The 23,960-nt window shown below is 71.8% G+C and carries 22 protein-coding genes and 4 pseudogenes; 13 read left to right on the forward strand and 13 right to left on the reverse strand.

Annotated elements, in window-relative coordinates:
- Positions 1-21: 21 nt before the first annotated feature.
- From ACVDFE_RS20680 to ACVDFE_RS20695, 4 genes and pseudogenes are all read left to right on the forward strand, one after another.
- Positions 22-873 (forward strand): STAS domain-containing protein, encoded by an 852-nt coding sequence (locus ACVDFE_RS20680; protein ID WP_458431485.1) that lies wholly within the window; start codon positions 22-24, stop codon positions 871-873.
- Entirely contained in the window at positions 873-1,262 is a 390-nt protein-coding gene (locus ACVDFE_RS20685; RefSeq protein ID WP_360393095.1) for an STAS domain-containing protein, read from the forward strand. The genes ACVDFE_RS20680 and ACVDFE_RS20685 overlap by 1 nt, the downstream gene beginning before the upstream one ends.
- A 43-nt stretch (positions 1,263-1,305) precedes the next feature.
- A complete protein-coding gene (locus tag ACVDFE_RS20690; RefSeq protein ID WP_458431486.1) occupies positions 1,306-1,587 on the forward strand; it encodes a hypothetical protein in 282 nt (93 codons plus the stop codon).
- A gap of 141 nt (positions 1,588-1,728) precedes the next feature.
- Positions 1,729-1,989, forward strand: a pseudogene (locus ACVDFE_RS20695) (arsenic resistance protein); the annotation flags it as partial.
- 385 nt (positions 1,990-2,374) lie between these two features.
- Here ACVDFE_RS20695 and ACVDFE_RS20700 read toward each other — a convergent pair.
- From ACVDFE_RS20700 to ACVDFE_RS20710, 3 genes are all read right to left on the reverse strand, one after another.
- Positions 2,375-3,415, reverse strand: a complete 1,041-nt coding sequence (locus ACVDFE_RS20700; RefSeq protein ID WP_458431487.1) for a fatty acid desaturase family protein — start codon at positions 3,413-3,415, stop codon at positions 2,375-2,377.
- Entirely contained in the window at positions 3,412-4,593 is a 1,182-nt protein-coding gene (locus tag ACVDFE_RS20705; protein WP_458431488.1) for an AI-2E family transporter, read from the reverse strand. The genes ACVDFE_RS20700 and ACVDFE_RS20705 overlap by 4 nt, the downstream gene beginning before the upstream one ends.
- Positions 4,594-4,859: 266 nt before the next feature.
- Positions 4,860-5,480, reverse strand: coding sequence for a hypothetical protein (locus ACVDFE_RS20710; RefSeq protein ID WP_360393103.1), 621 nt, complete (start codon positions 5,478-5,480; stop codon positions 4,860-4,862).
- A gap of 316 nt (positions 5,481-5,796) precedes the next feature.
- On the opposite strand from ACVDFE_RS20710, the gene ACVDFE_RS20715 reads away from it, so the two are divergent.
- The 4 genes from ACVDFE_RS20715 (at position 5,797) to ACVDFE_RS20730 (ending at position 8,178) form a co-directional block, all read left to right on the forward strand.
- Entirely contained in the window at positions 5,797-6,213 is a 417-nt protein-coding gene (locus ACVDFE_RS20715; RefSeq protein WP_458431490.1) for an STAS domain-containing protein, read from the forward strand.
- 416 nt (positions 6,214-6,629) lie between these two features.
- Positions 6,630-7,172 (forward strand): DUF5994 family protein, encoded by a 543-nt coding sequence (locus tag ACVDFE_RS20720; protein WP_360393109.1) that lies wholly within the window; start codon positions 6,630-6,632, stop codon positions 7,170-7,172.
- Positions 7,169-7,324 carry a DUF6307 family protein gene (locus ACVDFE_RS20725; protein WP_360393111.1) on the forward strand — a complete coding sequence of 52 codons (156 nt, stop codon included), beginning with the start codon at positions 7,169-7,171 and terminating at the stop codon, positions 7,322-7,324. Before ACVDFE_RS20720 ends, ACVDFE_RS20725 begins: the two co-directional genes overlap by 4 nt.
- A gap of 62 nt (positions 7,325-7,386) precedes the next feature.
- Positions 7,387-8,178, forward strand: coding sequence for a transglutaminase-like domain-containing protein (locus ACVDFE_RS20730; protein WP_458431491.1), 792 nt, complete (start codon positions 7,387-7,389; stop codon positions 8,176-8,178).
- 1 nt (position 8,179) lies between these two features.
- Here the strand turns inward: ACVDFE_RS20730 and ACVDFE_RS20735 are convergent, their stop codons facing one another.
- The 5 genes from ACVDFE_RS20735 to ACVDFE_RS20755 form a co-directional block, all read right to left on the reverse strand.
- The gene (locus tag ACVDFE_RS20735; protein WP_458431492.1) at positions 8,180-9,130 is read right to left on the reverse strand and encodes a hypothetical protein; all 951 of its coding nucleotides are present in this window, start codon (positions 9,128-9,130) and stop codon (positions 8,180-8,182) included.
- 282 nt (positions 9,131-9,412) lie between these two features.
- Complete coding sequence (locus tag ACVDFE_RS20740) at positions 9,413-10,876, reverse strand: glycoside hydrolase family 130 protein (protein ID WP_458431493.1); 1,464 nt, start codon at positions 10,874-10,876, stop codon at positions 9,413-9,415.
- A complete protein-coding gene (locus ACVDFE_RS20745) occupies positions 10,873-11,883 on the reverse strand; it encodes a hypothetical protein (protein WP_360393123.1) in 1,011 nt (336 codons plus the stop codon). The genes ACVDFE_RS20740 and ACVDFE_RS20745 overlap by 4 nt, the downstream gene beginning before the upstream one ends.
- Positions 11,880-12,998, reverse strand: coding sequence for a glycosyltransferase (locus ACVDFE_RS20750; RefSeq protein WP_360393126.1), 1,119 nt, complete (start codon positions 12,996-12,998; stop codon positions 11,880-11,882). Before ACVDFE_RS20750 ends, ACVDFE_RS20745 begins: the two co-directional genes overlap by 4 nt.
- 132 nt (positions 12,999-13,130) lie before the next feature.
- Positions 13,131-13,316 carry a hypothetical protein gene (locus ACVDFE_RS20755; RefSeq protein ID WP_360393129.1) on the reverse strand — a complete coding sequence of 62 codons (186 nt, stop codon included), beginning with the start codon at positions 13,314-13,316 and terminating at the stop codon, positions 13,131-13,133.
- A 619-nt stretch (positions 13,317-13,935) separates the two neighbouring features.
- Between ACVDFE_RS20755 and ACVDFE_RS20760 the strand changes: the two are divergent.
- The 5 genes and pseudogenes from ACVDFE_RS20760 to ACVDFE_RS20780 all read left to right on the forward strand — a co-directional run.
- A pseudogene (locus ACVDFE_RS20760) lies at positions 13,936-14,984 on the forward strand (transketolase); the annotation flags it as partial.
- A gap of 108 nt (positions 14,985-15,092) precedes the next feature.
- The gene (locus tag ACVDFE_RS20765) at positions 15,093-16,142 is read left to right on the forward strand and encodes a transketolase-like TK C-terminal-containing protein (protein ID WP_458434368.1); all 1,050 of its coding nucleotides are present in this window, start codon (positions 15,093-15,095) and stop codon (positions 16,140-16,142) included.
- 31 nt (positions 16,143-16,173) lie between these two features.
- Positions 16,174-17,313 (forward strand): transaldolase, encoded by a 1,140-nt coding sequence (gene tal, locus ACVDFE_RS20770; RefSeq protein WP_458431494.1) that lies wholly within the window; start codon positions 16,174-16,176, stop codon positions 17,311-17,313.
- A pseudogene (locus ACVDFE_RS20775) lies at positions 17,301-18,498 on the forward strand (zinc-dependent alcohol dehydrogenase). Before tal ends, ACVDFE_RS20775 begins: the two are co-directional and overlap by 13 nt.
- A 17-nt stretch (positions 18,499-18,515) precedes the next feature.
- A pseudogene (locus ACVDFE_RS20780) lies at positions 18,516-19,391 on the forward strand (SDR family NAD(P)-dependent oxidoreductase); the annotation flags it as partial.
- A 90-nt stretch (positions 19,392-19,481) separates the two neighbouring features.
- Here the strand turns inward: ACVDFE_RS20780 and ACVDFE_RS20785 are convergent.
- The 5 genes from ACVDFE_RS20785 to ACVDFE_RS20805 all read right to left on the reverse strand — a co-directional run bounded on the left by ACVDFE_RS20785 (position 19,482) and on the right by ACVDFE_RS20805 (position 23,482).
- Positions 19,482-20,768, reverse strand: a complete 1,287-nt coding sequence (locus ACVDFE_RS20785) for a glycosyltransferase (RefSeq protein WP_360393141.1) — start codon at positions 20,766-20,768, stop codon at positions 19,482-19,484.
- 153 nt (positions 20,769-20,921) lie between these two features.
- Positions 20,922-21,656, reverse strand: coding sequence for an ANTAR domain-containing protein (locus ACVDFE_RS20790; RefSeq protein WP_458431495.1), 735 nt, complete (start codon positions 21,654-21,656; stop codon positions 20,922-20,924).
- A gap of 68 nt (positions 21,657-21,724) precedes the next feature.
- Positions 21,725-22,426, reverse strand: a complete 702-nt coding sequence (locus ACVDFE_RS20795) for a GAF and ANTAR domain-containing protein (RefSeq protein WP_458431496.1) — start codon at positions 22,424-22,426, stop codon at positions 21,725-21,727.
- 333 nt (positions 22,427-22,759) lie between these two features.
- Positions 22,760-22,987 carry a DUF2188 domain-containing protein gene (locus ACVDFE_RS20800; protein WP_360393150.1) on the reverse strand — a complete coding sequence of 76 codons (228 nt, stop codon included), beginning with the start codon at positions 22,985-22,987 and terminating at the stop codon, positions 22,760-22,762.
- 291 nt (positions 22,988-23,278) lie between these two features.
- Positions 23,279-23,482, reverse strand: a complete 204-nt coding sequence (locus tag ACVDFE_RS20805; protein WP_086661517.1) for a cold-shock protein — start codon at positions 23,480-23,482, stop codon at positions 23,279-23,281.
- Between the last annotated feature and the right edge of the window lie 478 nt (positions 23,483-23,960).

The following is a 23,960-nucleotide window of genomic DNA, read 5'->3' on the forward strand; positions in this document are numbered from 1 at the left end:
GTGGAAGCCCAGGAGGCTCGTATGACTGCAGGCGCAGGGCAAGCCAACCACTTGGCGGAGCTGTTGCGGACCAACGCCGAAAGGGTGGTCGAGGAGTGGGTGGACGCCGTGGCGGCCCCGCTGCGCGGGCGTTCGACCAGGGCGGAGCTCACCATCGACTTCCGTGAGCTGTTGCAGCTCGTGCTGCCGCTGGCGGGATCGGACGGCCGGGACGTCTCCGGACCGGCGTTCGACGAGGTCCGGTCGTTCCTCCAGGAGTACTCCCGCTCCGGCGTGCGGGGCGGCTTCACGCCCACGGAGACCGCGTCGAGCGTCTTCTCGCTCAAGCGCGGGGTCTTCGCGCTGGTGGAGAACGGCGAAGATCCGGCTTTGTTCCGGCAGGCGCTCGCGTTCTCCGCGCTGCTGGACGCATTGGGGTTGTGGACGTTCGAGTCGTACGCGCGGGCGCGCGAGGAGATCATCCGCGAGCAGTCGGAGCAGTTGCTGGAGCTGACCACGCCGGTCGTCAAGATCTGGGAGGGCGTCCTCGCCGTGCCGCTGGTGGGCACGCTGGACTCCGCGCGCACCCAGGTGGTGATGGAGAAGCTGCTGGAGATGCTGGTCGAGACCGGCTCCGAGCACGCGATCATCGACATCACCGGCGTGTTCGCCGTCGACACGCAGGTCGCGCAGCACCTGCTCAAGACCGTGGTCGCGGCCCGGCTGATGGGTGCGGAGTGCATCGTGTCCGGCATCCGCCCGCAGATCGCGCAGACGATCGTGGCGCTGGGCATCGAGTTCGGCGACATCGTCACCAAGGCCTCGCTCGCCGACGCCCTGAGGCACGCCCTGCGCCACGAGGGCGTTGGCGTCCCGGACCACGAGACCGTGTGATGGAACGCGTCCCGATTCTCGAGATCGGTGGCGTGCTGCTGGTCTCCGTCCAGATCGACCTGCGGGACCAGGGAGTGCTCGCGCTGCAGGAGGACCTGGCCGAGAAGATCAGCTCGACCGGAGCCCACGGTGTCGTCATCGACATCTCCGCCGTCGAGATCGTCGACTCGTTCATCGGCCGGATGTTCGCCACGATCGCGTCCATCTCCCGGCTGTTCGACGCCGACACCGTCGTGGTCGGCATGCGCCCGGCCGTGGCGATCACGCTCGTCGAGCTGGGCCTCGCGCTCGATGGTGTGCGCACGGCCCTGGACCTCGAACAGGGTGTGCGGCTCCTCGGGCGACCGGGCCGGGGTGCGCGCTCCGGTCACGCCGCGCAGGACGCCTGAGGTCGCCCGGCCGGAAGCGCCCGCCGGGGTCTGCCCGGTCGGCATGAAGAGCTACGGCCGTGCGCCGACGTTCCTGTCGCTGACCGGCTCCGGGCGGGCCCGGTCTGCCGCTGGCGCGGTCTCCGGTGACCTCGCGGCCACCCGGCGGGTCGAGCTGGCGCTGCCCGAGGCCGGTGTGTGCGGCGGTGCCGGTGTGTTCGACGCGCCCGATGAGCAGGCCGACGGCGGAGGGTGCTGCGAAGCGCCCGGAACGGCCCGCGTTGTGGACGCGGACGACCAGCACCTCGGGGGTGTCGGCCACGGCGGTCCTCCTCGGTCCCGGTGAGGTCCTCCGTCGCAGGTCACACCTGTTGTATCGACTTTCGTCAATCCAAGTGGCCAGGGGCGTGGCCATGACGAGTCCGGAACGGCGTGCTGAGCGGGGGAGGCGCGGGACTTGAGCCGGTACCGCGTCGAGAACACCGCCATCAGCCGCAGGCTGGGGGAGCGGTCGAAGGGCCGGGAGTCGTACGAGTCGGAGTACCTGCCGCGCGGCGGCCCGATCGCCCTGTACGGGCTGCTGTTCACGATCGTCGTCCTGTTCGCGCTGCAGGGCGGGGCCGTCACGAGCCGCCCGCTCGACGTCGTCCGGATCGCGGTGCCGCTGCTGGTCTACTTCGCGATCATGTGGGCCGGTTCGTACGCGCTGGGCAAGGCGTCCGGACTGTCGTACGAGCGGACCACGACCCGCTCGTGTGCGTGAGCCTGTGGCTGCGCCGTCGGTGGAGGAAGCGGGAGCAGGCCTGACGGCGTGGTGGCTCCTCGCTCGACAGCCTGGCCGCCACCTCTGGGACGCACCACACGGGATCGCGCCGACGTGATCGGCCCGAACTCGACGCCGCGCTCGCCGACCAGCCCACCCGCCGGTCGGCGCTTCCCGGCACTTCACCGCTCTCTCCGGCTCCGCCCGGTCGTCGCGGTAGGAGCGCAGGCGGGCACCGAGAGCCGCCAGGCGCTCGACGACCCAGTCGCGTTCGGACGCCGGGAAGCCGATGGCCAGGTGCAGGCGCTGGTCGACCGCGGACGCGTCCCGTCCGCGGACACGGCGTTCGTCGGCGTCTCCCCAGGACCGGTCATCGTGCTGTGCCGCGCAGCGGCGCACCCGCGTCGTGCAGGTGCCGCAGGACCTCGGCGTACGACCGGACCATGGTCGTCTTGCTGTACGGGATTCCGTGGCGTCCGCAGAAGTCCTCGACGACGGGTTGCGCGTGGCGCAGGTTGGGGCGGGGCATGTGCGGGTAGAGGTGGTGCTCGACCTGGTGGTTGAGCCCTCCGAGCAGCGCGTCGACCCACCGGCCACCGGTGACGTTGCGGGAGGTGAGCACCTGCTTGTGCAGGTGGTCGAGTCGTTGTTCACCGGTGATGATCGGCATTCCCTTGTGGTTGGGTGCGAACGAGCACCCGAGGTAGACGCCCATCAGGCCCTGGTGCACGGCGATGAACACGACCCCCTTCAACGGTGAGAGGACGGCGAAGACCGCCAGCAGGTACGCCGCCAGCGGCACGATCTGGAGCGCGGTCTCGCGCCACGGGTTGCGCAGCTCGTTGCGGCACAGGGCGACGATGCCGGAGATCCGCAGCACGACCGCTTCGGCGAGCAGCAGCGGGAAGAACAGGAAGGCCTGCCGTTTGGTGATCCAGGCGTTCAGGCCGCGTTTGTCCTTGGCCTGGGCGCGGCTGAAGGCGAGGGCGTGGATCTCGATGTCGGGGTCGTGGTCCTCGTGGTTGGGGTTGGCGTGGTGGCGGTTGTGCTTCGCGACCCACCACTGGTAGCTGATGCCGGTCAGGCTGCCGTGCAGATGCCCGACCACGTCGTTGGAACGGTGGCTGCGGAAGATCTGCCGGTGACCGGCGTCGTGCCCGATGAACGCCAGCTGGGTCGAGGCCACGGCCAGGGCCACGGCGAGCAGCACCTGCCACCAGGAGTCGCCCAGCAGCACGAAGGCGGCGGCGATGGCGCCGAGCAGGACGCCGTTGACCGCCATCCGCAGCACGTAGTAGCCGCGACGGCGCTCCAGCAGTCCGGCGGCTTTGATCTCTTTGGTCAGAAGGGCGAAGTCGCTGCCGCGAGGACGGTCGGCCGTCTTCGTCAGCACGTCGTGCGTCGAGGTCATCTGCCTGCTCCGGGTTTCGGTGTGTCGGCTTCGGTGTCCAGTCCGGGTTCGTCCGGTCCGGACTCTTCGGGTTCGCTGGTGTGCACGTCGGCGGGTGCCACGTGCTCGTCGGCCTCGCTCAGCAGGGAACGGATCGCGGAGTTGAGCACCGCCAGCAGCGGTACCGCGAGCAACGCGCCGGCGATGCCCGCGACGAGGAGCCCGCTCGCGATGGCCAGCACCACCGCGAGGGGGTGCAGCTTCACCGCCCGTCCCAGCAGGAACGGTTGCAGGACATGGCTTTCCAACTGGTTCACCGCGATCACGATGACCAGCACGATCGCCGCGGTCACCGGGCCGTTCGCGACGAGCGCGACGAGGACGGCCACACCACCCGCCACCACCGCGCCGAAGATCGGGACGAACGCGCCGATGAACACCAGCGCCGCCAGCGGAACCGCGAGCGGTACCCCCAGCACGGCCAGTCCGATGCCGATGCCGAGCGCGTCCACCACGGCGACCGCCCCGGTCGCGCGGACGTAACTGACCAGCGCGGCGAGACTGCGCCTGCCCGCGACGTCCACCCTGCGGCGAGGGCCGTCGGGGACGACGCGGATGAGGAACTGCCAGATCCTCGGGCCGTCGTAGAGGAAGAACGCGAGTGCGAACAACACGAGCAGCATCTCCACGAGGGTCTCCCCGACCGTGGCGGCCGTGGTGATGGCGCTCGACGTGATGCCGGACTGGTTGTCCTGCAAGGTTTTGACGACTCGGTCGGCGAACTCGCGCAGCTGGGTCTCGCTGAGGTGCAGGGGGCCGTCGACGAGCCAGCCGGACACGGCGTCGATGCTGCGGACGAGCTGCGCGGCCAGGGCCGGTATGCCGTTGACGAAGGTCGTCACGACGAACGTGAGCAGTCCGCCGAGGACGACGAGCCCGCCCACGAGCACCACCAGCGTCGCGACACCTCGCGGAAACCGCTTCGACATGAGGAAACCGACCGCCGGTGTGAGCAACGCGGCCAGCAGCAACGCGATCGCGAGCGGCACCACCAGCGATGCCAGCCGGCCGAAGATGACACCGATCACGTACAGCGAGGCCACGACGACGAGGAAGCGCCAGCCGAGAGCCGCGCTGACGCGCAGTGTGAAGGGGACTGCGGTCCGCGTGGGCGACGAGTCCCCGCGGTCGGTGGTCACGACGGCTGTACCTCCGGTGTCGGTCGCCGACGCCGGGTTCGGGGTCATCGGTGGGGCAGCGGTCCGCCCGCGCACCTCTGCACGGGATTCCCCGCCGCCCGGACCACAAACCCGGATGAGCTGTGGCGTTGTCGGGCCTCGGCGGCGCCGGGCATCCGGGGGATCGACGTCCCGCCGGGGGCAGGTGGGAGGAAGGACCGGCTCCAACGCCGAGTCCGGCGGCTCGAGGAGCCGGTGGAGAAGATCGGCGCACGCTCCACCCGCGGTCAGCCGAGCACCCCGGTGCCGACCAGTCCTGCCAGCAGCAGCGCTGCGCTCACGAAGGCGCCGAACAGCTCGACCGGCACGAGCCGCCTCCCGGCCCACCGCACGAGTCCCGTGTTCACCAGCAGGTGTGCGAACGCCGTCACCACCACCCACCACGGGCCGGTGCTCAGCAGCAGCGTCGCACCGAGGTGGAACGACATGGTCGTAATGCCACGAGCTGCGCTGTGCGCGGGGTGCGTGCTGACGAACCCGCCCTGTGCCTTCAGCTGTTCGGCGGCCAGCCGTCCGACGGGCCCGCTGAACCTGGTCAGCTCGGTGGCGGCGAGGAAGACGAGCTGAGCCAGCGCCCAGCCGAACCCGGCCCAGAGCGCGGACTCGACACCGCTGACGACGATCACGACGAGCGCGAGCCGGACCACCTCGTCGGTGGCACCGGACACCACCGCGATGATGGTCTCGCGCCGCCGGAGGGCGTGCAGCCGCCCGGCTGAGCCCAGCACCGGGAGCCGAGCCGCCAGGGCGACCAGCCAGCCCAGGACCCCCAGCAGCACCACACCGGCCTGGTCGAGGCCGAGCAGCACCGCCAGCACCGCCGCGAGGAGCGCGAGGAGGACCGCCACCACGGCGACGCCCGCGCGGATCCTCCCCCTGACCTGAGTCGGGCCCGCGGCCGGTCGTTCTTCGTGCTCGGAGTCGTTGATGCCTCCGACGCTACTCCACCTCCGCGGGACCGGTGTCCTCGATCATCCACTGTGGATCTTCCGGTGCGGCGGGGGAGACGTCGCGGCACGCGGAGCTTCCGCCTCGGTGGTACTGCGGTGCAACGTCAGCGGCACGTGCCCTGGACCCGGCGTCGCGCCAGCCGACGAAGGAAGTTCCTGTGGTGCACATCGATCTCACCGGTGCCGGCGGCCTGCGGTCGGCCCGGCCGAGCCGGTGCCCTGCCGAACTGCTCACCACCACCGCGCGGACGACCCCACCGGAACGGTCGTGGTCGCCGTGCGCGGTGAGGTGGATGGGATCACCTGCGCGGTGCTGCACGATCAGCTCTTCTGGCAGTTGCGGCTCACCCACCACCTCGTTCTCGACCTCGGAGGGGTGGACTTCCTCTGCGCGGCCGGACTCACCGTCCTCGTCGCCCTGGAGAAGACGGCACGGCAGGCCGGCGCGGTGCTGTGCGTCGTCGCGCGCAACCGCCAGGTGTGCACGCCCCTGACGATCACCGGCCTGTCGGCCGTCCTCGACCTCCACCTCGACGTCGCCGGGGCGGTGGTGTGCGAGCACGCGGCCCCGGCGTCGCCACCGGCGAGGTCGCGGCTGGCCGCCCCCCGCCGACCCGGCGACCTCCGTTGATCCGCCGGGCGGCTGTTCCCCCCGTCGGCGAGCCCGATGAACGTTCGGCTCGTCGGCGATTTCTCGCGAGAACGGAACGGCCGCCGACGTCCGGCGATTTTCCGGCTCGGCCAGGAAATCGCCGGCCGAAACCTCCTCGGATCATTTCGCGCACCGTGGCGAGAACGTTCCGGTGGGGCGCGGTGGAATTCTGCGGGCGGACGGCCGCGCAACGGGTTTGCTCCTGCGTGCCACCTGCCGGCAGCGCTGTCGGCAGGTGGTGGCGGTCAGAAATCAGTGGACGTGCAATCGGTTGAGTGCGAAAAAAGGGTGTAGTGTCAATTGTGCCGAGAACATCTCGTACCTGAGCGGTCAAGCTCACGTCGTACTCGGCGAAACCAGAACCGGCCGTTTCGGCCGGAGACGGGAGTCCCGGCATGACGTCGGCTCCGCACCGGTCCATCGCCCCGCCGGCCGTCACGGCCACGGAGCAGCCTCGGCATCACCAGCTGCGACTGCGGTTGCGGCCGAAGGCGCTCGTCACGGGGCATGTCGACGGTGCGTGGTGGCCGCGTTCCCGGGACCTCGCCGCCGAACTGCCGGCACTGCTCTCGGTGCTGGCAGTTCGGCTGGGCGACATCCCGCGGGTGAGCTACGACCTGACCGGCTGGGACACGGCGCCGCGCCAGATCGCGGTGGACGGCGTCCGCGTCCGCCTCAACGGGTTCTGGTCCAGGCCGGCGCACACCCTCGACCTCGTCGCGGGTGACCGGAGCCGCCTCGCGCTGCTGGTCGTACCGCCCGGCACCGACCCGTCCGCCGCCCACCACACGATGATGCGCGCTGTCCGGCGCGACAACACCGACACCGTCGAAGACCTGTTCCGCATCGGTGCCCTGGAAGCTGAGGAGTCCACTGTGGACTTCTGGGAAGCCGAGGGCGGCCGGGTACCCCAGCAGAAGACGAGAGATGCAGAATGACTGAATCGACCTTCACGTCCGCCTACGACCGCCGGCTCAAGATGGTGGAGGACGTGCTGACCGGCCGCACCGAGCTCGGCGGCAAGGCCGCGCGGGCTCTGGCTGTGCACGTGTTGCACGCGCTCGACCACATCCCCGAGCGAGTGCGGTGACCTTCCGCCACAGCGGCGAGGCACGACCGACGCGGAGCACTCGCCTGCTCCGCGTCGGCTGCGTGTTCACCTACCGCGCCGAGGTGCCGACCCCGGCGGTGTTCCTGGTCGGACCGGACCGGCGGGACCACGTGCGGGTGAGCGGTGAGGACCTGTTCACCGAACCCGACCTGCCGGTGCGGGAGCACTTCGACGTGTACGGCAACCGGCTCGCGCGCCTGGTGCTGCCACCCGGACTGTCCACTGTGAACTACGTCGGGTGGGTGGACGTGCCCGACCGCGTCGAGGACGTGGACGAGGACGCGCCGGAGCTGTGGCCCGACGACCTCCCCGATGACGCGCTGCTCTACACGTTGCCCAGCCGCCACTGCGCGTCCGACGCGCTGGGCGACGAGGCCTGGTCGAGGTTCGGCGCCCATCCGCCGGGATACCGCAGGGTGCGAGCGATCTGCCGGCACGTCCACGAGTCGCTGGAGAGCGGCTGCGGCACCTCCGCGGCGTTGTCCGCCGGCGTCAACGCCGCGGAGATCGGGCTCTGCCGCGACTTCACGCACCTGGCGATCTCGTTCTGCCGCGCCCTCGACATCCCCGCCCGCTACGTCTTCGGCTACCTGCCCGACCTCGACGCGCGGCCGGACGGGGCGTCGATGGACTTCGCGGCGTGGATGGAGGTCTGGCTGGGAGACCGCTGGTGGACCTTCGACCCGCGCAACGGCGGGCCCCGCAAGGGCAGGGTCGTGGTCGGCCGCGGCAGGGACGCCGCCGACGTCGCGATGGTCACCACGTTCGGAAGTCCTGTGCTGGAGTCGATGGTCGTCCACGTGGAGGAGGACCTGGCGCCCGCCTGGCGGTGAGTCAGGTGGTGGCCACGACCCGCCGGCCGTGGAGCCGCCACGTCGACCCCGCCGCCGCGGAAGGACGACCGCCTCGCCCAGCGCGATCCGCGGGTGCCCGGCGAGCACCACTTCCGCCCGGTCGGCGAGCACCCTGCTGCGCAGCGCGTGCCGCACCCGGCCGGATCGTCCACCCCCTGCGCCCGGAGCCGGTGGACCGGCGCGACGTCCGCCGCACCGCGCCAAAACCCGCCGCCACCTGCGGTCGTCCTCGCGGAGGCGGGCGGGTCGACCGGAACGACCGGGCCGGTACGCGGACCTCGGTGCCGCGACCGGCCGCTCGTCGCTCACGACGCCGGTGGCGTTCCCGAGTCGATGCGGTGGGCGAGGTCGAGCGCCCCGGCGTGGGACGGGTGGCTGCGCGCCTGCGCGGCGAGGGGGCGGAAGCGGTCGCGCACCCTGGCCGAGCCGACCGCGGTCGCCGACTCGACGGCCCGCAGGCCGGTGGCGACACCGACATCCAGGTCTCCCCCGACGAGCTGACCGGCAGCACCAGGCTGAGCACCCGGCTGCGGAGCATGTCCTCGCCGTAGCCGTCGACCGCCGTGAGGAGCAGCGGAACGGCGGTGTGCGTGGTGCCGGCCAGCACGGTGTGCACCGCTCCGCCCATGGCCGACAGGTCGGGCTCGGTGAGGAACCGCGCCCAGCCGACCACCTCGGCGCGGTCCGCGGCGCCGAACTCCTCCCGGCCGCGGTCGAGCAACGTGAGGGCGTTGTGCTCGACGCCCTTCTGCGCACACGCCCACGCCGAGTTGACGGCCAGGACGCCGGTCGAGAGCCGGTCGCCGGAGCGCGCGGCCGCGAGACGGCCGAGGTCGAAGTACCGCAACGCTTCGTCGAGCTGCCCGTGGCGCAGGGACACCCGCCCGAGCCGGTGGCACGCGTTGGCGATCAGCCCGTCGTCGCGGGCCACCTCGGCCGGCGCCGGCGCGTGCGAGAAGTGGTTGCGCAGCGGTGACCAGGCCGGCGTCGAAGCACACCCAGCCTGCCAGGTTCCGCAGGTCGGCGAAGGCGACGCGCAGGCGGCGCCGCACCTGTTGCGGTGCCGGCGCGACGAGCAGTGGCAGGCTCTCCCGGCTCCGCGCGACCGGCACCGGAGCGGCGATCCCGGTCGTGCGGAACAGCTCTCCGGCGAGCGCTCGTGCCGGTCAGGCCGGTCGCTCGGGTGCCGTCGCGGCACGCGCGCAGGACGGTGTCACGGGACCATCGCGGCGATCACCTCGGTCACCGACGTCGTGGCCAGAGCGATGGTCGCGTCGCTCGCGCCGTACGGGATCACGAGGGTGTCTCCGTGCAGCAGGCCGCCGCACGAGTAGACGACGTTCGGCACGTAGCCGTCGCGCTCGGAGGGACTCGGCGTCAGCAACGGTTCCGGCAGTGCGCCGAGCACCTTCGAGGGGTCGTCGAGGTCGAGCAGCATCGCGCCCATGGAGTAGAGCCGCATCGGACCCACTCCGTGGGTGAGGACCAACCAGCCCTCGGGCGTCTCGATCGGCGAGCCGCAGTTGCCGACCTGGACGAGCTCCCAGTCCCTGGCCGGTGCCGCCACGGCCTGGGGTCGCTGCCACGTCCTGAGGTCCGCGGAGGTGGTCACGGCCGTGCTCTCGCCATCTCCGCGGGACAACGCGGCGAACCTGCCGCCGATGCGGCGGGGGAACAGCGCCATCCCCTTGTTGCGCGCGGCGGGACCGGTCAGCTGCGTGACCTGGAACGTGCGGAAGTCGTCGGTCTGCAACAGTTGCGGCGCCACGTCGACACCGTCGTAAGCGGTGTACGTCGCGTAGTAGGTCTGCGAGCCGTCGTCGTCGGTGAAGCGCACGAACCTGGCGTCCTCCATGCCGTGGCGTTCCGACGGGCCGGCCGGCCAGAGCACCCGTCCACCCACCGACGACTCCTGCGGGAACTCGGTGGTGTAGTTGCACGCGGCTATCCACCTGACCAGCTCGACGGTGCGGTGAGCGGCCTGCCGCTCGACCAGCTTCGGGTGCAGACCGGTCAGCAACTCGTCGAGCTCCGCTCCGGTGAACCGCACCGGCAGCCAGCGGTTCAGCACGGCGGAGACCTCGTCGTCATGACCGCGTTCGGCGAGCTTGCCCTGGAAGAGGCCCTTGTCGTAGACCGAGTCCCTGCGCAGACTGGTGCTGGTGGTGCCCGGCTGCGGGTCCACGGTGAGAACGCCATCCGGACCGGCCGTGCCGGTCCGGAAACCGATCGAGGACAGGTGCCCCTCACCGATCCCGCGCACGCTCAGCACGAACCTCAGCTGTCCCTGCGCCATCCCGCTCTGGTCGGGGTGGGGGACCATGGACGGGTTGCACAGCGCGGCACCCTCGACGGCGTACTCGTGGGTGAAGTACGCGCCGATCAGCAGACGGCGGGACTCGGACAGCTCGACGTCCGGGGCCAGCCGGTGGCTGACGCTCGCGAAGTTGTCCGCGAAGGTCGCGCGGACGTCGCGGTGCCGTCCGGCGAACAGCCGGACCGTGCGTTCGAGCGCGGCGCACGCGGTCGTCTCGTCCAGCGCCATCACCCGCCGGATGACGGCCGCCGACCGGGACTCGTGTTCGGGAACCTCCTCTCCCGGCACGAACAGCTTGGTGATCACCCGGCGGGGGTCCGGGCGCAGCCGCACTGGGCTGCGCGTGACGCGGGCGTTCACCCGGCGCTCCGCTGGAGCGTGCGGAGGTGTTGCCGGGTGGAGATCAGCGCCAGGGTCGACTCGGCGCCCTGGTTGGTGTTCGGGCCGTGCGGTGTCAGGCCGTCGTAGCCGCCCCCGGTGTGCTCGTCCTGCATCAGCGAGCCCAGGTCGTTGTCCCCGCTGAACCACGCGATCGCGCGGCGGACACCGGTGAGCCACGCGGAGTCCCCGGTGACCCGGTAGGCGCGGGCGCAGGCGTCGGCCAGGGCGGCCGCCTCGATGGGCTGCTGGTCGAACGCCGGTCGCGGCTCGCCGAGGAACCACCCGCCGGTCGGGACCGGCGAGAGGTGGCGGTCCTTGGACTCCACGGCCAGCAACCAGTCCAGCAGCCGCAGCCCGTCGTCGCGGACCTCGTCGCTGCCCAGGAGGTCACCCGCGGCGATCAACGCCTCCGGCAGCACGGCGTTGGCGTAGAACAGCCGGTTCTCCGGCCACGGCCAGTTCGGGTCCGGACGGGGACCACCGATGTAGGAGGTGATGTCGCCGAGCAGGGCGGCGGCGGGCGCGTGGAGGGGTTCGGAGCTCAGCACCTCGGCGGCACCGAGTGCGGCGAACGCCATCGTGCGCACCGACGGTGGCCTGTGGTGGGCGCTGCGGTCGAAGCACTCCAGCGCGGTCCGCCGGATCGCGGGCACCGTGCTGCGCGCTGCGGCGGTGCCGAGCCCCCACAGCGCGCGTCCCCACCAGTCGCCCAGTCCCGGTTCGTCGATCCACCGACGATCGGGGCTGAGCCGGTTGTGGAAGCGCCCGTCCTCGGCCTGCGCGTAGGCGGTGAAGGCCAGGAAGTGTTCGGCCAGAGCGGCCAGCTCGGCCGACAGGGCTGGTTCGCGGCTCAGCACGACCAAGCCCCGCGCGACGTCGTCGAGGCAGTAGCCGTGCTCGCGGCGCGGCAGCGGGCCGTCGGCGTGCTCGTGCAGACCGGTGTCGTCGCTCAGCCGGATCAGGTGGGCGAAATCGAGGCCGCTCATCGCGTCACGGCGACGCGGTCGGCGAACAGCCTGTCCGCCACGAGGGTGTCGCAGAGGCTGCGGTAGCGGTTCGCCACGGCGGGCCAGCTCAGCACGGCACCCAGTTCCGCGGACCGGTCGCGCATGCCCGCGGCGACACCCGGTTCGGTCAGCACGCGGCGCAGCGCCGCGGCGATGGCGGCGGGATCGCGGTGCGGTACCAGCAGTCCGGCGCCGTCCGCGAGCAGTTCGACCGCGTGCGGGAACACCGTCGCGACCACCGGTTTGCGCGCGGCGAGGGCTTCGACGAGCACTCCGGAGGTGACCTGTTCGGACGAGTCGTACGGCAGCAGCACGACATCGGCCCTGCCCACCAGGTCCGCCAGCGCCTCGGCGCTGAGGTAGGCCGGGTCGAACTCGACCAGGTCGGTCACCCCGGCGGCGGCGGCCTGCTCACGCAGGTGCGTCCGGTACGCCTCGCCCTCGTGTGCCAGCACCTTGGGATGGGTCTGACCCGCCACGAGGTACCGCGGCCGCAGGTCGCGCAGCGCGGCGAGCGCCGCGATGCCCCACTCGACGCCCTTGCCGCGTCCGAGCAGGCCCCAGGTGAGGACCAGCGGGCCACGGCCCGGTGCTGCGGAGGCCGGCCTGTCGGCGGGCACGGCGCCGTGCGGGATCACCACGACCTCGCCCGGCCGTTCGACCGCGTAACCCGCCAGGAGGCGGCTCTTGGCCGCCTCCGACATGGTGATGACGGCGTCGGCGCGGTCGACGACCGCCTCCAGCACCCGGCGCTGTCCCGGCGTGGGCGTGGTGAGCACCGTGTGCAGCACGACGGCCACCGGGACCCGCAGCCGGGCGAGCACGTCCAGCGCCTCCTCGCCGTCACTGCCGGCGTAGATCCCGTACTCGTGCTGGACCAGCGCGACGTCGCACCGGTTGAGGACCGCGGCCGCGGCCTCCACCCCACCAGGACGCATGGGGTGCCCCGCCGACGGTTCCGCTGTGTGCGGTTCGACGTCGCTGAGGACGCGGACGACGCGGCTCCCGCTGCCGGGGGTGACGGCGGCGAGGTGGCGCTGGAGGGAGGCGGTGAACGTCGCGAGCCCGCATTGTGTTGGTGGATAGGTGCTCAAGAAGCCATAGGTGCGAACCATGGAGCGGTGGGCCTTTCGGATCGGGGCAGACGGCTTCGCGCCCCGGCGTGAGGCCGGGGCGGGGCGGTGTCTGTTCAGGAGTGAGGCGGTGCGGAGGTCAGACGAGCCGGGTCACGGCCGCGTGCACCAGGTCGGCGGGTTCAGCGCCGGAACGGTGGTGGCGGGGTCGGTGGCGAGAGGTCGCCAGCCGCCGGGGAACCGGCCGCCGGACAGGGCGTCCGGCTTCCTCGTCACCCGCAGCCCGCGTGGCGCGGTCAGTTCGGTGCTGGGACTGGTGCTGGTCGGGCCCGAGATCATCCCGGTGCTCCCGCCTCCGTCCGGACCAGCCGGGCGGGGTCGCTGACACTCCGGAGGGGGCACCTGGCTCGGACGCCGATGCGCGAGGTCCCCTCGGACCACTCACTCTACGCCCCTGACCGGGACGCGCCGGTCGCGCCGGAACGACGTCGGCGGCGGCACAGGGCACCGGGACGTGGCCCTCGCCCGGTGCCCCGTGCACCGCCACCTGCCGCCGAGACCCGGCAGCACCAGGACCAGCTCCGGTGCTCTGCCGCCCTGGCACGTCACCCGCAACACCCGCCCGGCGCACCGGGCGGGGCAGGCGGCTTCGCGGACCGGCGCCGTCCCCGAACCGCCGAGGTGCGCCGAGGCGGTCAAGCGGAACCTGCGCGGAGCCACCGGTGTGCCCGAGGCGGTCGCGACAGTGCCGCGCGCGTCCCCGTGGACGAGCGACCGGCTCAGGTCCCGCAGTCACCCGGTCCGCCGGTTCCACCACATCGGCGACACCGAGGTGCACGGCGAGTTTCGGCGGCCCGATTGCGGCTATTCGCGTGGGGAAGCTTCAACAGCCGCCCGGACCCGCGACTTCGTTGATCCAGCACGTGGACGCACCGAGCTTCCGGGAAGGCCTCGACAGATGACACGCACGGCCACCGCACCACTTCACCGCGACCCGTCCCTGCCGCTGCCGGTCGCGCAGGCCGCGGGCTGGACCGACGCGGACGTCCGTGCCGTGGACACCGTCCGCGTGCTGGCCGCCGATGCCGTCCAACAGGCGGGGAACGGCCACCCCGGCACCGCGATGAGCCTCGCACCGTTGGCCTACCTGCTGTTCCAGCAGGTGATGCGGCACGATCCCGCCGACGACCAGTGGCTCGGCCGCGACCGGTTCGTCCTGTCCTGCGGCCACACGAGCCTGACGCTGTACGCGCAGCTCTACCTGAGCGGCTACGGGCTGGAACTGACCGACCTGGCCTCGTTGCGCACCTGGAACTCCGCCACGCCGGCCACCCGGAGTACCGCCACACCCGCGGTGTGGAGATCACCACCGGACCACTGGGCCAGGGGTTCGCCTGCGCGGTGGGCATGGCGCTCGCTGCTCGCCGCGAACGCGGACTGCGCGACCCGGACGCCGCGCCGGGGCAGAGCCCGTTCGACCACCACGTGTACGTCCTGGCCTCCGACGGCGACCTGATGGAGGGGGGCACCGCCGAGGCCTCCTCGCTCGCGGGGCATCAGGAGCTCGGCAACCTCGTCGCGTTCTACGACGCGAACCACATCTCCATCGAGGACGACACCGACGTCTCCTTCAGCGAGGACGTGGCCGCCCGCTTCGCCGCCTGCGGCTGGCACGTCCAGTCCGTCGACTGGACCAGCACCGGCCGCTACGTCGAGGACGTGGACGCGGTGCTCGCCGCGGTCGAGGCGGCGAAGGCGGACACCGGCCGTCCGTCCCTGATCGTGCTGCGCACCGTCATCGGCTGGCCCGCGCCCACCCTGCAGAACACCGGCAAGGCGCACGGGTCCGCGCTCGGCGCCGAGGAGGTCGCCGCCGTCAAGACCCTGCTCGGCTTCGACCCGGAGCGCAGCTTCGCGGTGGAGGACGAGGTGCTCGCGCACGCCCGTGCGGTGCTGGACCGCGGTGCGGCCGCCCACGAGCGCTGGGAAGCCGGCTACGCGCGCTGGCGCACCGCGAACCCGGACCGCGCGGCGCTGCTGGACCGGTTGCGCGATCAGCGGCTTCCGGACGGCTGGACCGACGCCCTGCCGGTCTTCCCCGCCGACCCGAAGGGGATGGCGACCCGCACGGCGTCGGGCAAGGTCCTCTCGGCACTGGCTCCCGTGCTGCCGGAGCTGTGGGGTGGATCGGCCGATCTGGCCGGGAGCAACAACACCACGATGGACGGCGAGCCGTCGTTCGTCCCGATGGGCAAGCAGACCACGAAGTGGCAAGGCGGTCCCTACGGGCGCACCCTGCACTTCGGCATCCGCGAACACGCCATGGCCGCCGCGCTCAACGGCATCGCGTTGCAGAGCCTGACCCGCCCGTACGGCGGTACGTTCCTGGTCTTCAGCGACTACCAGCGGCCCGCGATCCGGCTGGCCGCCCTCATGCAGCTGCCCGTCACCCACGTGTGGACCCACGACTCGATCGGGCTGGGGGAGGACGGACCCACGCACCAGCCGGTCGAGCACCTCGCCGCGTTGCGCGCGATCCCCGGTCTGGACGTCGTGCGCCCGGCCGACGCCAACGAGACAGCGGTGTGCTGGCGGCGGATTCTGGAGAACCGGGACCGTCCCGCCGGTCTGGTCCTGACGCGGCAGGACGTCGCCGTGCTCGACCGCGGTCCCGGCGGCCTGGCCCCGGCGGAGGGCGCCGCGCGGGGCGGATACGTCCTCGCCGGACCAGGAGAGCCGGACGTGGTCCTGGTCGCGACCGGGTCCGAGGTGCAGATCGCCCTCGACGCCCGCGCGTTGCTCGCAGAGGACGGCGTCGAGGCCCGCGTGGTCTCGATGCCCTGCCTCGAGTGGTTCGCCGCGCAGGAACCGTCCTACCGGGACGAAGTGCTCCCGCCGGGCGTGCGGGCCCGCGTGAGCGTCGAGGCCGCGGTCGCCCAGGGCTGGCGCGACGTCGTCGGCGACGCCGGCCGGATGGTGTCGCTCGAACACTTCGGCGCCTCCGCCGACCACCGCCGCCTCTACGAGGAGTTCGGCGTCACCGCCACTGCGGTCGCGGAGGCCGCGCACGACTGCCTGCACGACGCGGTCACGTCGGTCCGCCCGGGAGGTGTGCAGCGCAGCACCGCGCCCACCACCGGCGGCACCGGCGACCGCCCCGCCTGAACCACCAGGATTTCCCGACCACGGAGGCATCATGGCCACGGGCCACGACCCGCTCACCGAACTCGCCGCCGCAGGCGTGTCCATCTGGCTCGACGACCTGTCCCGCGAGCTCCTCTCCGACGGCCGCCTGAAGGCGCTGGTCGCGGACCGCGGGGTCGTCGGCATCACCACCAACCCGACGATCTTCGCCTCCGCGCTGGCACGCGGCGAGCGCTACACACCGCAGCTCAGGCGCCTCGCGGAGGCAGAGGCGAGCGTCGAGGACACGGTCTTCGCCATCACGACCGACGACGTCCGGGCGGCCTGTCAGGTCCTGCGCCCGGTGTACGACCGCACGGGCGGTGTCGACGGCAGGGTGTCGCTGGAGGTCGACCCCGGCCTCGCCCACGACCCGCAGGCCACCGTCGACCGCGCCCGTCTGCTCTGGTCGGTGGTGGACGAGCCGAACCTGCTCATCAAGATCCCGGCCACCACCGCCGGACTGGACGCGATCACCGCGGTCATCAGTGAGGGCATCAGCGTCAACGTCACGCTCATCTTCTCCCTGGACCGCTACCACGAGGTGGTCGACGCCCACGTCACCGGTCTGGAGGCGGCCCGGCTCAACGGGCACGACCTGGCCGGCATCCACTCGGTGGCCTCGTTCTTCGTCTCCCGCGTGGACACCGAGATCGACGCGCGCCTCGACGCCATCGGCACCGACCGCGCGCTCGCGGCCAAGGGAAAGGCGGCGATCGCCAACGCCCGCCTCGCCCACGAGATCCACGTGTCGAGCCTGACCACGCAGCGCTGGCGCCACCTGGCCGAGGCGGGAGCCCGGCCACAACGGCCCCTGTGGGCCTCCACGGGGGTGAAGGACCCCGCCTACCCGGACACGATGTACGTGTCCGAACTGGCCATCCCGGGCACCGTCAACACCATGCCCAGGCCCACCCTGGAAGCCTTTGCCGACCACGGCTCGGTACCACCTCTCGTGCCGGGGGAGCTCTACGGCCCCGCCCGCGACGTGCTCAGCGAGATCGGCCGGCTCGGGATCGACTACCGCGAGGTCACCGACGAGCTGGAACGCCAGGGGGTCCGCAAGTTCACCGACAGCTGGGACGAGCTCGCGGACACCGTCCGCGGTCAGCTCGGCCGTGACCTGACCGAGGAGATGTCATCAAAGCGCTGACATGGCAAGGCAATGAGAACGTCGAGGTCGTCGACGTGCCGGACCCGCGCATCGAGGAACCGACCGACGCGGTCGTCCGGGTCACCTCGACCGCCATCTGCGGATCGGACCTGCACCTGTACGGGGTGCTGGGGCCCTACCTGAAACCGGGTGACGTGCTCGGCCACGAGGCGATGGGCGTCGTCGAGGAGGTGGGCGCCGAGGCGGCCGGCCACCTCAAGGTGGGCGACCGGGTCGTGGTGCCGTTCAACATCTCGTGCGGGCACTGCTGGATGTGCGAGCGCGACCTGTTCGCGCAGTGCGAGACGACGCAGGTGCGCGGCGAGGGCAAGGGCGCGAGCCTGTTCGGCTACACCTCGCTCTACGGTTCGGTGCCCGGCGGCCAGGCCGAGTACCTGCGGGTGCCGCAGGCCCAGTTCGGGCCGATCGTCGTTCCGGACGGCACGCCCGACGACCAGTTCCTGTTCCTGTCCGACATCCTGCCGACGGCGTGGCAGGCGGTGCGGTACGCCGACGTGCCACCGGGCGGCACCGTCGCCGTGCTCGGCCTCGGCCCGGTCGGGCAGTTCGCCGTCCGGATCGCGCGGCTGCTCGGCGCCGGCCGTGTGATCGGCGTGGACCGGGTGCCCGAACGTCTCGCGCTGGCCGAACGGCACGGCGCGGAACCCGTCGACTTCGACGAGTTCGGCGGCTCCGACGAACTCGCCGCCGCGCTGGTCGAGATGGTGGACGGCCGCGGGCCGGACGCCACCATCGACGCCGTCGGCATGGAGGCCCACGGCGGGGGACTGGTCGCCGCGGCGCAGAAGGCCGCTGGACTGCTCCCCGACGGCATCGCCCAGAAGGTGATCGACAAGGTCGCACTGGACCGCCTTGACGCCCTGCACACCGCGGTGAAGGGAGTGCGCCGCGGTGGCACGGTGTCGGTGTCCGGCGTGTACGGCGGAGAAGCTCGACGCGATGCCGATGATGGAGATGTTCGACCGCGGGATCCAGCTGCGGATGGGCCAGGCCCACGTGCGCCGCTGGACCGACGACATCCTGCCGTTCGTGCTCGACCCGGCCGATCCGCTCGGCACCCTGGACCTGACCACGCACCGCCTCCCGCTCGCCGACGCCGCGCACGGGTACGAGGTGTTCCGCGCCAAGAGCGACGGCTGCGTGAAGGTGGTGCTGAACCCGTGACGGGGCGCGTCGTGCTCGTGGTCGGGGCCAGCAGCGGGATCGGGCTCGCCGCGGCGACGGCGTTCGCCTTCCGCGGGGACGACGTCGTGCTGGTCTCCCGCAGCGGAGAGGCGCTCGACGCCGCGGAGAAGGCCTGCCGCGCGGTGGGCGTGGCCGCGGTGGACGTCGTCGTCGACGACGTCGGAGATCCCGCCGCCGCCGACCGGATCGTCACGAAGGCGCTGGAGCTGCACGGCCGCATCGACGTCGTCGTGCACACCGCCACGGTGATGGCCTACGGACCCGTCGAGTCGATGCCCGCGGCCGTGTTCACCTCGGTCGTCGACACCGCGGTCCACGGCACGCTCCACCTCGCCCAAGCGGTCCTGCCGGTCCTGCGGCGTCAGCGCACGGGGGTGTTCATCGGGGTGAACTCACTGCTCGGCTCGATCACCGTTCCGCGGATGGGCGCCTACACCGCGGCCAAGTGGGGCCAGCGCGCGCTGCTGCGCACCCTCCAACAGGAAACCCGCGACGAACGAGGCGTGCACGTGTGCATCGTCAGCCCCGGCAGCGTCAACACCCCGGTGTACGACCAGGCCGCCAACTACGGCGGACGTGCGGCACGCCCACCGGTCCCGGTGCTGAGCCCGGATCGCGTCGCCGCCGCGATCGTGCGCCTGGCCGACCGGCCGCGCCGGCACGTCTCCGTGCCGGTCGGCCCGGCGAACCCGTTGATCGTCTCGGTGTTCCGCTGCCTGCCGGAGCTCTACGACCGGCTCGTCGGGCCGCTGTTCCGCCTCGCGGCACTGACGAGGGAGACGGTCTCACCCACCTCCGGCAACGTGTTCGAGCCGGTCGCGGCACGGGAGAGGGCGTACGGGCGTTGGCCGGCCAGGCGGCGCCGGTGGTGACGGCGGTGCCCCCGTGACGTGCGGTGGTGGTCGGGGGCGGTGGCGTCCGGCGTATCGGTGTCCGGGGCGGCGGCGGGGGAGCCGCCGCGCTCACCTCGGTGTCGACCCCGTCCGCGCGCGGGAGGACCGCGACCCGACCACCGAGGTACCGGCACTGCGGGCGTTCACCGCCGTGGAGTAGGTGCGCACCAGGTCGGAGGCGACCCGCTGCCACGAGTACCGCGCCTGTGCCCTGTCGTGTCCTGCGACGCTGAGCAGATCGCGGTACGTGCCGTCGGCGAGCAGGGCCCTCAACGCCTTGGCGGTCGCCTCCGGTCGGTCGCGCGGGACCAGCACCCCGGTCAGCCCGTCCACCACGAGGTCGACCAGACCGCCGACCGGGGTGGCGAGAACAGGAGTGCCACAGGCCATCGCCTCCAGCGCCACGCCACTGGACGACTGGTGCCTCGGCGTGCACACCACGACGTCAGCGGACCGCAGCAGCACGGGCAGCTGCGCGTAGGGCACGTGGCCCGCGAACACGACGCGGTCGCCGACACCCGTCGAACGGGCCAGCGCGAGCAGCCTCCTGCTCTCCGCGTCACCGCGGACGTCGCCCTGCGCGCCCCCGCCGGCGATCACCAGCTCTGTGTTGTCCACAGTGGACAGGATGCGGATCAGGTCGTCGAACCCCTTGTGCGGCAAGAGCCTGCCCACCGAGACGATCCTGCGCGGAGGATTCCGGTCGGTGGTCCCCTGTCCTGCCGCGAACAGGTCGAGATCGACGCCGGTGGGCACCACGACGAGCTTCGACCGGTCCACGCCCATCCCCAGCACGGCCCGGGCCTCCGCGGACGAGGTCGCGACGACGCGGGTGGCCTCGTGACCGACGAGCCGCTCCACGGTGCGGCGTTTGGTGGAGTCGCGGTCCGTCGCACAGCGGTCCTGCGGTTGCGCCGGGCCCAGCGAGTGGTACGTCTGCACGACGGGCACCAGGCTCCTCCGCGCGCTCAGCACGGCCGCGATGCCGGACTGCCAGCCGTGGGCGTGGACGACGTCGGGGCGCTGCGAGGTCCAGGCGCGTTCGAGGAACTCGACGAAGTCGCCCGCGTGGCCGAGGACCTCCTCCGCGTCCAGCGCCGCGGCCGGCCCGGCCGGCACGTGCACGACCTCGTAGCCCTGCGGGGTCTGCACGTGCTGCGGAAGGTGCGGGTGGTCGCGCCGCGTGTAGACGACGACCCTGTGGCCGAGCGCGGCCAAGGCGGCGGCGAGCCCCGCCACGTGGCGGCTCTGGCTCCCGGAACCGGTCGCACCCGGATCGGTCAGCGGACTGGCTTGCTGGGACACGAGCGCGATCCTCTTGCGCGTGAACGCGATCGACTCGGTGCTGACGCCCACGGCGTTCTCCTCACGACGAGGTGATGAGACCGCGGGTCCGGGCGGTTGTTCCTTGTTACCAGCGAGATCAGACTACCCGGACCCGGTGGGTCCCACACGCGGTGACGCGGTGAGCGCAGCCCGCGGTCGGCGTGCGGGCGACGTGAGTCGGAATCACACGTCGGAAGGACGACGCCGCACCGAGAGCAGGTCCTCGGGCCGCAGCTCTCCGACGACGAGCTCCCTGGCCACGTCGGCCAGGCGGCGACCGCCGTTGCGCGCATAGCTGCGCAGTGTGTGGAACGCCTGCTCCATCTCAAGATCCCCGGCGAACGCCAGCACCCCCTTGGCCTGCTCTATGGCGACCCGGCTGTTCAACGCCGTCTGCAGCTGCTCGGTGACGACCTCACCGCGCCGGATCGCGCGCTCCTGCAAGATCCCGATCGTCGCCGTGTCCGCCAGCGCGCGCACGACCAGCAGGTCCTCGTCGTTGAGCAGCCCGGTCTCGCGGCGCAACCTCATCGGCACCGCGTGCACGGAGGCGAAACCCTCCTCGACGGCGCGCGGTGCGAACCGGGGCCACCGCCGCACCTCCGTCGTCAGGTCCGCGACCAGCACAGCCTCACCGCTGTGCACGCAGTCCATGCACGGGCCCTCGCTCGCCTGGAGCTGGAACAGCTCGAGCATGTGGGTCTGGGCCGACGAGTAGGCCACCACCCGCAGGCCGCCGTGCTGGTCGGACAGCATCAACCCGGCCGCCGTCGCATCCAGCAGGTGGACGCAGTGCTCGACCAGCCGGTGCAGCACGTCCACCACGTCGTAGTCGTCGACGAGCGTGTCCGCCAGCTGGACGAGCGCCCTGAGCAACCGCGACTCCCGCTCTGTCGTGGACAGTGCGTTATCGCTCATCACCAGCTCCTGTCTTGGTCTTCCTGCGGTGGGTGCCGCCCAGGACGGGAGTGCTGTGTCGTACGTGGTCATGTGGCGAGCTCCAGCGGTGACAGCTTGCGGCTCGTGATGTCCCTGGCGATCTCGTCCAGCGACCTGCCCCTCGCGAAGGCGTAGCCCCGCAACCGGGACAGCGCCTCCTCCGCGGGGACGCCGAGGGCGGCGATGAGCATGCCGGTCGCCTGGTGGACCTGTTCGCGACCGGGTGCCATGACGCTGCGGAGGCCGGTGGTGTCGTCGACCTCGCTCAGGAGCAGACCGAGCAGCACCGCGGTCACGACGTCGACCACCTCCAGCGCCATGGTGAGCTCGTCAGCCGAAAGCCAGCCGGGCTGCCTGCGGTAGAGGTCGAGCGCGCCGATGCCGATCGCCCCCGCCTGCAGCGGGAACGCGAAGATCGCGCCGATGGGCAGCGCGGCGATGGCAGCCGCGAACACCGGCCACTCCAGGACCGACGCACGGGGCAGGTCGGGAACCAGCACGGGTTTGCGGCTCGCTAACGCCTCGAAGCACGGGCCCTCGCCCAGGGTGAACTGGACGTCCTCGATCTTCGTCGCGATCTCGTCGCTGGCGTACAACGTCTCACGTTCCCGCGGGCTGCTCATCACCGAGATCGAGGCGCCGTCGACCGGCAGCACGTCCACGCACGCGCGGATCACGCGCGCCATGGTGTCGAGCCCGCTCCCGCTGTCCCGAAGCGCGGCCATCACCGCCGCTCGTGCGTCGCTCACCGACCGATGCGGCCCATCAGGTGCGCGCACCTTCGCTCACACCGCCGAACAACGGCCGGTCGTCCACGGCTGGCACAGCATTCCTCCACCACGTCGACTGATTCCAGTCGCTCGTGGACGTAGCGAGGTCTGGGCCCACGCCTTGCGTGACCGCATCAGGTTTAACTTCTTCTCCGTACTGCGCGCATGCCCGCGGCGCGCAGTACGGTCTCGCCGGCGGCTTGCGGGCGCGTCGCCGGGCAGGCTCCGCGGTCGCCACCCCGCCGTTCCTCACCCGCCGACCAGGTCGTGCCGTGTTCTCGCACTCCCGGTGCGAGAACACCGACAGCGGCATCAGCGGGGAAAGGTGTGGGGGTCGCGGCCGCGGGGGTAGACGTCGTGCTCGCTGATCACCCCGTCGCGGCCCCGGACGATGTGGTCCACCGCGTGCACGATCGCCATCTCACGACCGTTCGCGGCCGCGTCCTGCTTGGTGAGGTGTGTGCTGGAGACCTGGTCGTTGCCCTGGACCTTGTTCTTCCACCGGCCGTCTTCGAAGTAGGTCTCGATGTCGCCACGCATGGGCTCTCTCCCGTCGGGGTCGCTCGGTCGAGTACCCCGGACGTCGAGCGGCACACCACTCGCGCTCCATCGGCGTGATCAGCCGTGCCGGCGGTGAACGAGGAGTCCGCGAAGTCGGTGGCCTGCTCGACCAGCGCACGACGCTCGGTCCGGCTCGGCGCGGCGGGTGGTGGCACCGGAGCCGGCGAGCGGCCACCGCGCACGTCAAAGCCCGGCCGGGATCGGTGGACCCAGGCCGGGCTTCGGTGTGACCAGCTCAGTCCGACGAGCGGACCGGCAGCCGACGCAGAACTAGGCGGGAACGACGTTGTCCGCCTGCGGGCCCTTCTGACCCTGAGTGACCTCGAAGGAGACCTTCTGGCCCTCCTGGAGCTCCCGGTAGCCCTGCGCGGCGATGTTCGAGTAGTGGACGAACACGTCGGCGCCGCCGCCGTCCTGCTCGATGAAGCCGAAGCCCTTTTCGGCGTTGAACCACTTCACGGTTCCGGTAGCCATGTGCACTCCTGTGATGAGTTGGCATCCGCACTGTCGCGGGTGCCTGGGGATCATCCGCCACGGCCTGCGGAAACGCTGAAACAGCAAAAAGCCCGTGATACTGATCACGGGCGAGTTCTACTTCGTAACCATGACTGATGGGGACCACCCTACACCATGATCTCCGGTTGGCGCGAACGCCCGGCCGAATTCGATCAAGTCCGCAGGTCGTGGTCGTGTCGTACGCCCTCGCCGACTGGAGCCGCTGGGGCCGGTGGTGACCTCAGGTCGAGGGTCACGAGGACCGAGTTCGACACCGCCGCCGCACCGAGGCGGCAGCGCGGGACCCGACGTCCCGCTTCCGCATCGCGCAGGCGACGTGGTGTTCGGCGGTGCGTGGTGACAGGAACGGCTCGTCGGTGACCCGCCGGTCGGTGCGCCCTGTGAGGCCGTGGAGCACCCACCGGTACCGGCGCGTCCGGTGCGCGTCCAGTCGAGG

It is taken from the genome of Lentzea chajnantorensis (assembly GCF_054300775.1).

Coding starts and splice junctions, on each gene's coding strand:
- ACVDFE_RS20800 (WP_360393150.1), bottom strand. CDS start 22,987: ATGCGTGGCGACATCGAGACCTACTTCGAAGACGGCCGGTGGAAGAAC.
- ACVDFE_RS20700 (WP_458431487.1), bottom strand. CDS start 3,415: ATGACCTCGACGCACGACGTGCTGACGAAGACGGCCGACCGTCCTCGC.
- tal (WP_458431494.1), top strand. CDS start 16,174: ATGGCCACGGGCCACGACCCGCTCACCGAACTCGCCGCCGCAGGCGTG.
- ACVDFE_RS20685 (WP_360393095.1), top strand. CDS start 873: ATGGAACGCGTCCCGATTCTCGAGATCGGTGGCGTGCTGCTGGTCTCC.
- ACVDFE_RS20745 (WP_360393123.1), bottom strand. CDS start 11,883: ATGAGCGGCCTCGATTTCGCCCACCTGATCCGGCTGAGCGACGACACC.
- ACVDFE_RS20680 (WP_458431485.1), top strand. CDS start 22: ATGACTGCAGGCGCAGGGCAAGCCAACCACTTGGCGGAGCTGTTGCGG.
- ACVDFE_RS20765 (WP_458434368.1), top strand. CDS start 15,093: ATGGCGACCCGCACGGCGTCGGGCAAGGTCCTCTCGGCACTGGCTCCC.
- ACVDFE_RS20755 (WP_360393129.1), bottom strand. CDS start 13,316: ATGATCTCGGGCCCGACCAGCACCAGTCCCAGCACCGAACTGACCGCG.
- ACVDFE_RS20690 (WP_458431486.1), top strand. CDS start 1,306: ATGAAGAGCTACGGCCGTGCGCCGACGTTCCTGTCGCTGACCGGCTCC.
- ACVDFE_RS20720 (WP_360393109.1), top strand. CDS start 6,630: ATGACGTCGGCTCCGCACCGGTCCATCGCCCCGCCGGCCGTCACGGCC.
- ACVDFE_RS20805 (WP_086661517.1), bottom strand. CDS start 23,482: ATGGCTACCGGAACCGTGAAGTGGTTCAACGCCGAAAAGGGCTTCGGC.
- ACVDFE_RS20790 (WP_458431495.1), bottom strand. CDS start 21,656: ATGAGCGATAACGCACTGTCCACGACAGAGCGGGAGTCGCGGTTGCTC.
- ACVDFE_RS20725 (WP_360393111.1), top strand. CDS start 7,169: ATGACTGAATCGACCTTCACGTCCGCCTACGACCGCCGGCTCAAGATG.